Genomic DNA, 11,345 nt, shown 5'->3' on the forward strand with positions numbered 1-11,345 from the left:
GCACACTCATCCCTAAAATAGGGACGAGCGTGCTTATACCCGTGGTTCCACCCAGATTCCCATCACAATATGCAATGGCTTCTTTTACGGTAACGTCGTTTACACGGCACTAGATACTTAATTTCCCCAGTGCAGCTCTAAGGTGGTAAGTTATTTTTCTACGTTAGGAAGTTCTCAGCTTTCCTTCCTTCTCTGTATAACCGGGTAAAATAACTCGTGTCCTTTTCTTCGCTTATTATGAAATTGAATGCAAAAAAGCATATTCATCCCTAAAATAGGGACGAATATGCTTATATCCGTGGTTCCACCCAGATTCCCATCACAAAATGCAATGGCTTCCTTTGCGATAACGTCGCATACACGGCACTAGATACTTAGTTTCCCTAGTGCAGCTCTAAGGTGGTAAGTTATTTTTCTGCGTTAGGAAGTTCTCAGCTTTCCTTCCCTCTCTGTATAACCGGGTAAAATAACTCGTGTCCTTTTCTTTGCTTTTAAAAGTACATCCATTAATTGTTATTTACTATATCTTATTCATTTTATTTTTGCAAGTGTTTAAAAAAGATATTTTATTTAATAAAAAAAGAAACCAAAAATAAATTTTTGATTTCCCCTTCTCAATTTTACCAATCTTGTGGTTCGTAATTTAAGTCTGAAAATAGACGTCTTTTCTCTTTCTTCGATAAATCTCTCCACTGCCCAACTGGTAAATTATTCAATTCTATATTCATAATTCTCGTACGTTTTAACGTGTAAACTTGATAACCTAAAGCTTCACACATACGGCGAATTTGACGATTCAACCCTTGTGTTAAAATAATTTGGAACTCATATTTTGATAACTGTGTTACTTCACAAGGAAGTGTTTTTGTTCCTAAAATTTTAACACCCGCTGCCATTTTCTCTAAGAAATCAGGTGTAATCGGCTTATCTACTGAAACGATATATTCTTTCTCATGCTTGTTTTCAGCACGTAAAATCTCATTAACTATATCGCCATCATTCGTTAATAAAATTAAACCATCTGAGTCTTTATCGAGACGTCCAATATGACTAATTCGTAAAGGATGATTCACTAAATCGATAATATTACCTTTTACTGCTTTTTCACTTGTACATGTAATACCTACTGGTTTATTTAAAGCGATATACACATGGTCTCGAGCAATACGAAGTTGCTCTCCATTTACTCGTACGTCATCACCTGGATTTACTTGGTCACCAATTTTTGCAACCTTACCATTAATAATTACTTTTCTTTCGTTAATTAACTTATCTGCTCCACGTCGAGACGCTTTTCCAGCTTCACTAATAAATTTATTGATACGCAAGTTAGGCACATCCTTTTCATAAAAAATTTCAAGCTCACACTGCTTCTACCGTACAATACAAAAGGGTAAGCCTCCTATTATAACTTAAATATATTAACATGAAAGGGTATATGACGTCTTCACTTAATTACATGTTTACACGAAAATAATTGGTCTTCTTTTCCTTTTCACCTCAAACTGTTTAGCAGTCCATAGATTAACCCTTGAATATATCATCATTTATTTACTTTTTTCATAGATAATATACCGATATAAGTTTGATTAATGATGCCTAAATAACTCACAATATGTGAAAAACAAAAAAGAATCCTTTTGAAAATAATCAAAATGGATCCTTCTTCAGCTAAAATTGTGCTAGCTTTTATACAAAAGGGTTTTTAATAATTATAACCTTTAATTGAAAACATCATTCAATATCGTTCAACAAACAAGATAATTTCGAAATCCCCTAATTTTTTACGCTTCAATATTTTCTTCACATACTCCAAAAAGAAGCCCTTGATTATCTATACAATAAGCAAAGTAACCCATATTAGGAATAGCGGTTTTAGGTACAACTACTTGTCCACCATTTTCAATGACTTTATTTATGTACTCATCAACTGAAGGTACTTCAATCGAATTAGTCGTTCTAGTAGCACCATCAGGTGATTTCATTAATCCACCATCGATACCAGGTCGATTGCTTTCACCCGTTATAATGAACCAATAGTCATGTGGCCCAGGCATTTTTTCAAACTTCCATCCAAAACTATTTGTATAAAATTGAATAGCTTCTTCAGGGTTTGGGACTTGCAATTCAAATCTTAAAACTTTACTCATTTAAATACCCCCTCTTATTCTTGTACAAAGCAATTATACAAGAACAAACGTTCTTAATCAATTTTTTCGAAACTAGCTACTCTAATAAATTCTAACTTTATTTAGAAGTGGCAACAGACCATTCTTCCTTCCGAATAACTCTCTTCCCATTTATATTTTCAACATAATCATTTACATTTGCTAACTGATATAACGCAGGAAAAATTTCTTTCATATAACGTTCATGTGCTATTTCATCTTGCCAATACGTTAATACTATGTAACGATTTTCAGTCTTTAAAGACTTCCCTACAACTCCACCTAATATCCCTTTTGCATTTTCCATTCCTTTATTCCAAATTGTTTCTTGCGCATGTAAAAAGTATTTTTCTTTCCCTTCCCCCACATCGCAAATTGCAACTCTTACAAATGAACCTTGTGCAATTACGTCTTTCAAAGAAATTTCTGTTATATCATAAAACGTTTGAAACATTTCAATATTGCAGGAAGTATATGTGCCTTCTTGATTACTATTAAAAAAAATTGTATCATGGGCGTCATTCATGAATGATTGATATGCATTTCTATCTTTCCATAAAGTATACACACATGCTTCATCTTCATTCCACCCACCAAATTGTCCATAGAATCCGTCTAAATACTGTAAATCACGCCATTTTTCTTGCGCATCAGAAAACAATTCCCTTTTCTCTTCTTCCACCTTGCAAAATATTGTTTTTAATAGCATTTCTATTCCCCCTTATGATATGATACGATCCATTTCCCACTTGCAATACTTTCTACTTTTCCGCCTACACTAACATTAATTTTACTCGCTACTTTTTCAGCTTGTATATGTATTAAAGAAGGCCTGTTTATTTCATATCCTTGTTCAACACGCATATCTACCTTTTCTGTTCCAAAATAACGATATTTTAGAAGATACGCTGCTAAACATTCGTTTGAGCTTCCTGTTGCCGTATCCTCTGGGATTCCATAGTAATCTGCAAAATTCATTTCTTTTGCTACTGTCTGCATTTCCTCACTGGAAACTTCCTGATTTTCCATAAACACTGCAAGTTGATTCCCTGTATACTTACCTCGTGAGAAGACATCTACAATATAAAAATCCAAATCCCTCACTCATCTACTTTACTTCAATACCTTTTGTTTACATAATAAAATTATGATGAATTAAAAACGGATATTCTTCAAATAATCCACCGCTCTTTCTATCAACCAATTACCAAAGGTATCTAAAAACGATAAAATTTCTTCTATATCTTTTATAGGCTCAATTACATATTGTAATGCCTTCCTCATATTCTTTTTTTGCTCGGAAAAATGCTTACTAAATAGTGCATACGCTGGGTATAAGTCCCTGGAATAAAGCCCTTCTCTATCAATTGTTAATGCTAGACCGGCTCTGATTATTATTTTCATAATCCACCGACAGCAATCCTCTATATCATCCTCGTCTTGATTATGAATTAACTCTTTGTGTGCTTGTTCAATTTGTTTCCGCAAATGAATGAGATGTTCATACGCTATCTCCTGACTTACTTTATATTTAGGTAAAAATAATTTTACGTCTTCACCCAATATACACACACTATGTGTTTGAATCATAAATCCTATAAAAGAAAAATCCTCTGAGTTTATTACTTCTTTTTCACTATAAAAACTTAACTCCACTCCTGATATACAAGTAAACTGCTGTGTAATTTGGACTTCTAGCTTCTTTCTCCAGCTTAAGTTTATTGCCTTAGGGTCCTTTTGAACTAAAATAATCATATCTACGTCTGCAATACCTTCTATTCCAATCCCTCTTGGAATAGAACCTCTTATATAAACACTATGCAAATCATCCCGTAACAATTGACAACAAGTATCCTTTATTTCTTGTATTACCTCCCAAAACACAGGCTGAATTTTATTCAAATGTGCATCGTTTATAATAAATCCTTGATCATCCACAGGACAAAAACGCCCTATTTTTTTTATTCTTGGCAATTTATCAACTCATTCCCCTTCAAAATATTGTTTTACTCCCCATATTACATATATTATAATTCGAATAATTCAGAATTAAAAACAAAAAAATAGGACGTAAACACTCCTATAGGGTCGTTTACGTTCTATCTCTTTTATCATCATTCATTTTTCAAATACATAATAACTATTCTGTTCGGAATCATGTGATACAGTTATAACTTCATTATCCTGGTAAATATGTATTTCTGACATTGATATCAGAAATCCTTAAGCTACAGTAACTACAATAAAACTTACTAAAATAACTAATAGATATGTTAGTATTCGTAGGAGTGCACCACTTCAAGTTTAGATAAGTAACAGATAGTTCAAGATACTACGTTTAAATTGATAATCTACATAAAATCAGCATCCTTCAAATTATTCCGCATATCTTTCCATATGCTGTCTATATAACTTCCACCCATCCATTTCTTTCTTAAAAACTTCCATCGCTAAAACAGATGCTATTTTTTTATCCTGCAAATAAAACTCTACAATAGCAGATAATATCAGTTCGTTCTCCATTCTTAAACTATGTGTTAAGTCTTTATATTTCCAATAAGGATTTTGTCCTTCATAACTTTTTAATGTTTCAATATTATCTTCTTTATATGTATCGCCTCGGTATACCTCATAGTCTCTATCACTGTAATACCCAAAGTAACCTATAAAATCATTTGATACCCAACTATTTATTTTTTCAATATTACCAGCATTTAAATCTTTACGATATTCCTCTACCGCATGTAAAGCTTCGTTCCTCATAGAATATATCTCCTTATATTTTCTTATATCATTTTTATATTCTCTTCTATATAAAATTCCCCTTCATAATATCGTTCAAACTTCAATTTTTAATATATAAAAAGCCATAAACAAATTAGGAAAGCCTCATTGTTTATGGCTCATTCTATTTACTTTTCAAATAAATAATAAGTAATCTCTCCCGGATAATGTAATACAATTACTTTCCGACCCCCTTTTTTAAAACTAACAGTATGTCCGTTTTCCCCTAAGTTCTCCCATCCGGTTGCCTCCGTAATAGGCATAACACTTATATATTGATAATTCCCTTCATTATCATCATTAACATGTATTGCTGACATTGGTATTGGAAAATCTTCAATTTTGGATTCTTTGTTCATATATATGAGTGCAAGTAAACCAACTAATAACATAGCTGTTGAAATATTTGAAACTAGTTTTTTTCTGTTCATTTCCACTAAAAATCCCCTTTTCTCACATATTACTTTCAACATTTTACCTATTTTAATTATTTACGTATATAAAAATTGTAATTCAAACCACTACTGCTTATATTCTCTACCTTCAATAACATTATTGTTGCATATTGTAATTATAAGTTTCTTATTTTTGGAGGCGTTGCACATTGAAGAAATTGTTTTTTAATAAATGGATGGTTGTAATTTCTATTTTTATCATTTCCATTACCATTTTCTACACAATTAAAGATAAAAATAATAACAAAAAAGTAACCATAGAAACAGTTGATACAAAAGCATTCAAAACTAAATTACAACCTAAAATTAAGGAATTGACTACTAATTATAATGACATTATCGAAAAAGATTGTTTGCCTGCCTGGGAAGAGATTAACACGAACGGAGATTCAGTGGATAGCAATAAACTATTAATTACAATGAGTGCAGTTTCCAAACAATATGAAACAATTATGAACGAAATAGACACGATAAAAATCGAAGAAAACATAACGGATATACATATACAAAAACAACTAATCCAATTCAGAACTCAGTTTAAATCCGCATCAAATTACATGAAAAATGCAGCAGATTTAATTATTGATAAATACAATAATTCTACTCCAACCAATGAAATAATTGAAAATACAAAACAGGCTTTAGGGCTTGCCGATCAACATATTGTCATTGCTTTATCTACTTTAAATGAAGTTAAGGATAAATTAGGAATTTCTAAAAAATAAAACTGTTTACTATTTCAAAATAAAAAATGATTGCATTTCACTAATTGTATATCTATAATGTTTTTATTGATTCTATACACAATCAATGCGTTTAAGTTTTGAATTTTATAATTCGGATGAACCATTCAGGAGAAGGTCTATTGATCTACCGACGGGGCAAAAAGTTGTAATACCAACTTTGAAACTCTCAGGTCTTGGTTACAAGTAGAACTGCATGGGGACGAATCTCTGGAGAGACTCCCTCTCGCTTTTAATAGCGCGGAGGAAAAAGAGCGCCGAAGGAGCAAATCCGCTAATCTAGCGGATAATCTCTCAGGTAAAAAGGACAGAGACAAGCGAAAGAAAATGCCGATTTGTATCGGTTTATTTTTCTATTCCTTGTTTCTCCAGAGACCATTTCATTTCCTTGAAGTGGTTTTTATTTTTTCTAAAAAAGGAGAATACAGATGGAGACAGTAAGTAAAGTATTAGAACAAATTAATCAGTATGTGTGGGGGTTACCAACTTTGTTGCTACTCGTTGGAACTGGTATCATTCTCACAGTGCGCTTAAAAGGTTTACAGTTTAGTAAACTAATATACGCTCACAAACTAGCTTTTAAAAAATCAGAGGATACATCATCTTCTGGAGATATTAGTCACTTTCAAGCACTGATGACAGCTATGGCTGCAACGATTGGTATGGGAAATATAGCGGGTGTCGCAACTGCTGTAACAATTGGTGGACCCGGCGCAATCTTTTGGATGTGGATTACTGCTTTATTCGGAATGGCAACAAAGTATGCCGAAGCAATCCTTGCGGTGAAATACCGTGTTAGTAATGAAAATGGTGAATACTCCGGTGGACCAATGTATTATTTAGAACGTGGTTTAGGGAAAAAGTGGCTGGCTGTTTTATTCGCTATATTCGGCACAGCTGCATCTTTCGGTATCGGTAATATGGTGCAATCTAATTCAGTTGCAGAGGCAATGCGAATCAACTTCTCTTTCCCCCCTGCTTTAACTGGTATATTCATGTCATTTTTAATCGCTATTGTTATTTTAGGCGGTGTAAAAAAAATCGGGAAAGTGACGGGATTTATCGTTCCTATTAAAGCTTTCTTTTATATAATTGCTGGTCTTATTATTATTTTCTATCACTTTGATCAAATTCCAGAAGCATTTTCACTTATTTTTTCTGGTGCATTTCAAGGTACAGCAGCCGCTGGTGGTTTTATTGGAGCGACAGTTGCATCAGCTATTCAAATAGGAATGGCGCGTGGTGTATTTGCGAACGAAGCTGGTTTAGGTAGTGCTCCTATTGCAGCGGCTGCAGCAAAAACAGATTCACCTGCAAAACAAGCTTTAGTTTCTATGACTGGTACTTTTCTTGATACATTTATCGTCTGTACAATTACAGGACTTGTATTAATTACAACAGGTGCATGGAAATCTGGTAAAACCGGAGTTGAAGCTACAACATTAGCATTCCAATCCGTATTCGGTACTGCTGGTAGTATGATTCTCGGTATCGCCATTATATTATTCGCCTACTCTACTATTTTAGGATGGTCGTATTACGGTGAGAAGTGTGTAGCTTATTTATTTGGACAAGGTGCTGTACGATATTATAAAGCAATCTTTATCGTTATGATTGCTATTGGAGCTAATTTAAAGTTAGGTGTTGTATGGACATTTGCCGATATCGCGAATGGGCTTATGGCGATTCCAAACTTAATTGGTCTAATTGGATTAAGTGGTGTAGTTGTCGCTGAAACAAATCGGTTTTTACAAGCAGAGAAATTAAAAAAACACAATAAAAAACAGGCAAGTTAATGTTTGCTTGAAATAAAATCAGTTCAAATTTCATTACAAATATCGATTGTATATAGAATAAACCCACACATTTTGAAAAATGATTGTTCAAAATATGTGGGTTTTAATTATTGTCCACTTAAACAAACACAACTGTTAGTTTAAGAATATCCCTTCATGATTAACATAAATAACACTTTCTTTAAACAGTATAACTTTATTTTAAAGTCACAGTTAATCTATCAAAAAAGGAATGACTCATATATAATGAGCATTTTTTTTTCAAACTATATTACTCCCCATCCTTCTGAACCATATGTAAATAAAGTACAAAATCCATCATAGTTGACGAAGCATCGCTGTTATATTCCCTCTATGATATGTACAATGATTTACGACGTGTGGTACTAGCTCTAAAATTGAAGTTTCTAATTTCCCTACATAAGGGTTCTCAATAGCAAATACAGCATTTACTTCTTTTAGTGTATTTAGAAATTCTTTATACTGATTTGCCATATTTATAAACATTTTTTCTAATTCATGTAACGACTTGTTTTTGTAGTTTTTCACGATTTTGTATTGCCTCAATCATACTTTTACCATGTAATATGTGTAAACATACGTGATCGGTAATATAAATATGTAAAAAAGTATCCTTAATTGAGGGGAATACACTCTGTATCTGTTCATTAAAAATTGTCTCATAGTTTGGTAACTCTTTTAGTCGGTTGAATAATCGTGTATTAGCTCAAGCATGGTAATTAAACTGTTTTAACATGTAATCTTTCAATCTAAATCGTCTCCTTATTGTATGAAACGAATGTTTTGCTTCTTCATTTCCGATTCTCTATCAGCTTTTACAATCCCTTTTTCATTCATTTCATGTTTATTTATAGTTTTATATTTTACATACGTATAAAATTCCGCTTTAAATGGAAACGGTGTAATTTGAATTGTTTCTTCATCCACCCATTCAGCTTGAATAGGCTTCTCCCCCTTACTATTAAACATTTCTGTTCCTTCAAAACCATCTTTAAATAAATCAATTTCATCTTTCTTTTTTACACCAGGTTTATTCATACATACATATAAAGAAAGTTCATCACACAACTTTAATAATCTATAATGTTTATCGAACATCGCATATCGTTCATTTGTTAGCGTTTTCAAAATTCTTTTTTGTCGTTCTAATTCATGTTTATAAAAAGACATCATCTCTTCATCTTCCTCATTTAATGGAAATGATAAAAAGTGCTTACTACAAAGTAGCGCCCCGTATGGATTAGAATCTTCAATTTCATTCAAACCAATCGTATAAAAAACAAAGCGTAATGAACTTGGACAATCCATAAATGTATATGGAATATTTTTAGCATCATTCAAAATTGGTACTTTATCAAGCTCTATCCATCCTCTGTCATGCTCATATATTGCATCAACTGTTTCTTTTAAATATGTTTTACCTTCAAAAAATTCTTCTTTTATATGCTTTGCAATCTCTCCAGCTAAAAAACCATGATCATGTTGACGAATTAATATACTTTGTTTCTCATTCTTTTCACGAAAAATCATCTGTATACTCCCCCTCATCTTCATATTATAGCTTGTCGTATGCATCAATTCTTAATAAATCCCTTTTAATTTGCAGGGATTCAGTTTCTTTCAACGAAATTAACATTAATATACAGCATTCTTTCTAATCACAAAGTTAGCCTTATCTTTACTATCCATTATACTAAAACATTCTTTCTAAAAAATTTTTATGAGGTGAAAACATGAATAAAACAGAATTAATTAAAAATGTGGCACAATCAGCTGATATATCTCAAAAGGACGCTTCTGCAGCTGTACAATCTGTATTTGACTCAATTGCCACTGCATTACAATCTGGCGATAAAGTTCAACTGATTGGCTTTGGAACTTTTGAAGTGCGTGAAAGATCTGCTCGCACAGGTCGTAACCCGCAAACTGGAGAAGAAATTCAGATTGCAGCTGGTAAAGTTCCAGCATTTAAAGCAGGTAAAGAATTAAAAGAAGCTGTTAAATAAACAAGAAACCAGCCTATAAAATGGCTGGTTTTTTTGTTTATTTCTTATTTAAGTACTTCCTTTATATTCTCTGCATGATAAACTTCACAAATATAAAATATACATTTGCAATTACTTACAATTTGATATTTTCTAGTTGGATACACATTTGCCGCTACCGAGCATCCATCAAACAACTCGATAATATTTCCAGAAGGCTGATACCCTTCGTATAATACGTTTCTTCTTACTTCCATCTTTTCTATAAGCTTTTCAACTGGAATATTTTCACTCTCTAATTCACTCTTTATCGTGTCCGGTAAAAACGAAGTGTCCGCAAAAATTAGATTTTCAGATAACACCTTGCCTTTATAACTAACATTAGATACACGATAAAGAAATGTTCCGTTTTTATCAAAGAAATTCTTTGCTTCTTTCGGAATGTACTGCCTATCCATTACTTCTTGTTCTAGAACATCAAATTGAACTGTATCATTCAAAAGCTTTTCTAAAGCAAGAATAGATGATGTATCTCTAGAAAATAAAATATTTTTAATTGCTTGTACATTATAAGTTAATTCACTTTTTCTATTTTCCGCCACTAACATGAGGAACACCTCTTCTATAAAATATTTTATTAAATTGATTTATAATTTAATAGCGATACCGCGTCTAACTGCTTAATTTCAGCTACTTCTTTACTAAATATTGCAATGGAAGCCATATAATCTAAACTAGGTCTTACATCTTTCATCCTTGTATTTTCTGCTAACTCTTGTCTATCCTTAAAAACCAACAATTTAGGAGGATCATTTGGAGCTGATACAGTAATTTCTACTGGTGGAATCAATAGCCCTTCACCTGTCGCTTTCAGCACTGCCTCTTTTCGAGTCCAATATGTTAAAAATCCTTCTAGTCGCTGCTCATTAGGTAATTTCATAACTTGTGCTATTTCAATGTCTGTTAATACGCCCTCTGCCATTTTCATCACGTCTACATTTGGATTCATTTGTTCAATATCAACGCCGACAGATGCAGATTTTGTAAATGCAACGACAACCCACTCACCCGAATGTGAAACTGATAATTGTGGCATACCTTCTGGTAATTGCGGCCTACCATGTTGTAACTTACATACTGGGCACATTCGATCAATCGGCACTTGAACTGGTGACATGGAAAGTATCTTTCCAAGGACTATTCTACTAATTACGCAACCTATTATAAAACGTGCACGATCTGCCGAATGATGATATGAATTTGCTTTCTCTCTCTCTACATCATTTAGTAAATTGTAATGCCATGATTGTAAATCTGAAATTCTCGCCCACCATATTTGACAATCATTCTCATTCAAAGTTGGTATAGAATCTACAACTTTACTTTCTATCAT

Annotated in this window: 13 protein-coding genes, 1 pseudogene, 1 riboswitch and 2 other annotated features; of the genes and pseudogenes, 3 read left to right on the forward strand and 11 right to left on the reverse strand. The window is 32.7% G+C overall.

The features are described from left to right. Positions 1–16: 16 nt before the first annotated feature. Positions 17–238: a binding site (T-box leader), on the reverse strand. 35 nt (positions 239–273) lie between these two features. Further along, positions 274–495, reverse strand: a binding site (T-box leader). A 125-nt stretch (positions 496–620) separates the two neighbouring features. The 7 genes from rluF to JDS80_RS20365 all read right to left on the reverse strand — a co-directional run bounded on the left by rluF (position 621) and on the right by JDS80_RS20365 (position 5,425). Continuing rightward, positions 621–1,328: a 23S rRNA pseudouridine(2604) synthase RluF gene (gene rluF, locus JDS80_RS20335; RefSeq protein ID WP_071745554.1), complete on the reverse strand. Its 708-nt coding sequence runs from the start codon at positions 1,326–1,328 to the stop codon at positions 621–623. A 456-nt stretch (positions 1,329–1,784) separates the two neighbouring features. Further along, positions 1,785–2,150, reverse strand: a complete 366-nt coding sequence (locus tag JDS80_RS20340) for a VOC family protein (protein ID WP_071771425.1) — start codon at positions 2,148–2,150, stop codon at positions 1,785–1,787. Between the two features lie 97 nt (positions 2,151–2,247). Further along, positions 2,248–2,877, reverse strand: a complete 630-nt coding sequence (locus JDS80_RS20345; RefSeq protein WP_098889923.1) for a YdbC family protein — start codon at positions 2,875–2,877, stop codon at positions 2,248–2,250. 2 nt (positions 2,878–2,879) lie between these two features. Further along, a complete protein-coding gene (locus JDS80_RS20350; RefSeq protein WP_098889922.1) occupies positions 2,880–3,263 on the reverse strand; it encodes a PhzF family phenazine biosynthesis protein in 384 nt (127 codons plus the stop codon). A gap of 60 nt (positions 3,264–3,323) precedes the next feature. Beyond that, on the reverse strand, positions 3,324–4,142 hold the full coding sequence (locus tag JDS80_RS20355; RefSeq protein ID WP_071771423.1) for a nucleotidyltransferase: 819 nt from the start codon (positions 4,140–4,142) through the stop codon (positions 3,324–3,326). Positions 4,143–4,544: 402 nt separating this feature from the next. Then, positions 4,545–4,931 carry a DUF4440 domain-containing protein gene (locus JDS80_RS20360; RefSeq protein ID WP_071771422.1) on the reverse strand — a complete coding sequence of 129 codons (387 nt, stop codon included), beginning with the start codon at positions 4,929–4,931 and terminating at the stop codon, positions 4,545–4,547. Positions 4,932–5,080: 149 nt separating this feature from the next. After that, complete coding sequence (locus JDS80_RS20365; RefSeq protein WP_199639864.1) at positions 5,081–5,425, reverse strand: hypothetical protein; 345 nt, start codon at positions 5,423–5,425, stop codon at positions 5,081–5,083. A gap of 131 nt (positions 5,426–5,556) precedes the next feature. Between JDS80_RS20365 and JDS80_RS20370 the strand changes: the two genes are divergently transcribed. Continuing rightward, entirely contained in the window at positions 5,557–6,132 is a 576-nt protein-coding gene (locus tag JDS80_RS20370) for a hypothetical protein (protein WP_098889920.1), read from the forward strand. 218 nt (positions 6,133–6,350) lie between these two features. Beyond that, positions 6,351–6,471: riboswitch (glycine riboswitch) on the forward strand. A gap of 107 nt (positions 6,472–6,578) precedes the next feature. Continuing rightward, the gene (locus tag JDS80_RS20375; RefSeq protein WP_071745547.1) at positions 6,579–7,946 is read left to right on the forward strand and encodes an alanine/glycine:cation symporter family protein; all 1,368 of its coding nucleotides are present in this window, start codon (positions 6,579–6,581) and stop codon (positions 7,944–7,946) included. A gap of 271 nt (positions 7,947–8,217) precedes the next feature. On the opposite strand, the pseudogene JDS80_RS20380 reads toward JDS80_RS20375, so the two are convergent. Together JDS80_RS20380 and JDS80_RS20385 are read right to left on the reverse strand one after the other, a co-directional pair. Then, positions 8,218–8,715: pseudogene (locus tag JDS80_RS20380) on the reverse strand (DinB family protein). Positions 8,716–8,729: 14 nt separating this feature from the next. Further along, a complete protein-coding gene (locus tag JDS80_RS20385; RefSeq protein ID WP_071771421.1) occupies positions 8,730–9,497 on the reverse strand; it encodes a DUF3891 family protein in 768 nt (255 codons plus the stop codon). A gap of 203 nt (positions 9,498–9,700) precedes the next feature. Here JDS80_RS20385 and JDS80_RS20390 point away from each other — a divergent pair, with 203 nt between their 5' ends. Then, positions 9,701–9,973 (forward strand): HU family DNA-binding protein, encoded by a 273-nt coding sequence (locus tag JDS80_RS20390; RefSeq protein ID WP_071745545.1) that lies wholly within the window; start codon positions 9,701–9,703, stop codon positions 9,971–9,973. Positions 9,974–10,017: 44 nt separating this feature from the next. On the opposite strand, the gene JDS80_RS20395 is transcribed toward JDS80_RS20390, so the two are convergent. Both JDS80_RS20395 and sfp read right to left on the reverse strand, forming a co-directional pair. Beyond that, positions 10,018–10,560 (reverse strand): cold-shock protein, encoded by a 543-nt coding sequence (locus JDS80_RS20395; RefSeq protein WP_071745544.1) that lies wholly within the window; start codon positions 10,558–10,560, stop codon positions 10,018–10,020. A gap of 29 nt (positions 10,561–10,589) precedes the next feature. Continuing rightward, a complete protein-coding gene (gene sfp / locus JDS80_RS20400; RefSeq protein ID WP_098889918.1) occupies positions 10,590–11,345 on the reverse strand; it encodes a 4'-phosphopantetheinyl transferase Sfp in 756 nt (251 codons plus the stop codon).

The organism is Bacillus cereus group sp. N8 (genome assembly GCF_016483685.1).
Classification (GTDB): domain Bacteria; phylum Bacillota; class Bacilli; order Bacillales; family Bacillaceae_G; genus Bacillus_A; species Bacillus_A proteolyticus.

What these genes read in the sequence shown, in the direction of transcription:
- JDS80_RS20340 (WP_071771425.1), bottom strand. Translation starts at nt 2,150, where the DNA reads ATGAGTAAAGTTTTAAGATTTGAATTGCAAGTCCCAAACCCTGAAGAA.
- JDS80_RS20345 (WP_098889923.1), bottom strand. Translation starts at nt 2,877, where the DNA reads ATGCTATTAAAAACAATATTTTGCAAGGTGGAAGAAGAGAAAAGGGAA.
- JDS80_RS20360 (WP_071771422.1), bottom strand. Translation starts at nt 4,931, where the DNA reads ATGAGGAACGAAGCTTTACATGCGGTAGAGGAATATCGTAAAGATTTA.
- JDS80_RS20365 (WP_199639864.1), bottom strand. Translation starts at nt 5,425, where the DNA reads ATGTTGAAAGTAATATGTGAGAAAAGGGGATTTTTAGTGGAAATGAAC.
- JDS80_RS20375 (WP_071745547.1), top strand. Translation starts at nt 6,579, where the DNA reads ATGGAGACAGTAAGTAAAGTATTAGAACAAATTAATCAGTATGTGTGG.
- JDS80_RS20385 (WP_071771421.1), bottom strand. Translation starts at nt 9,497, where the DNA reads ATGATTTTTCGTGAAAAGAATGAGAAACAAAGTATATTAATTCGTCAA.
- JDS80_RS20390 (WP_071745545.1), top strand. Translation starts at nt 9,701, where the DNA reads ATGAATAAAACAGAATTAATTAAAAATGTGGCACAATCAGCTGATATA.
- JDS80_RS20395 (WP_071745544.1), bottom strand. Translation starts at nt 10,560, where the DNA reads ATGTTAGTGGCGGAAAATAGAAAAAGTGAATTAACTTATAATGTACAA.
- sfp (WP_098889918.1), bottom strand. Translation starts at nt 11,345, where the DNA reads ATGATAGAAAGTAAAGTTGTAGATTCTATACCAACTTTGAATGAGAAT.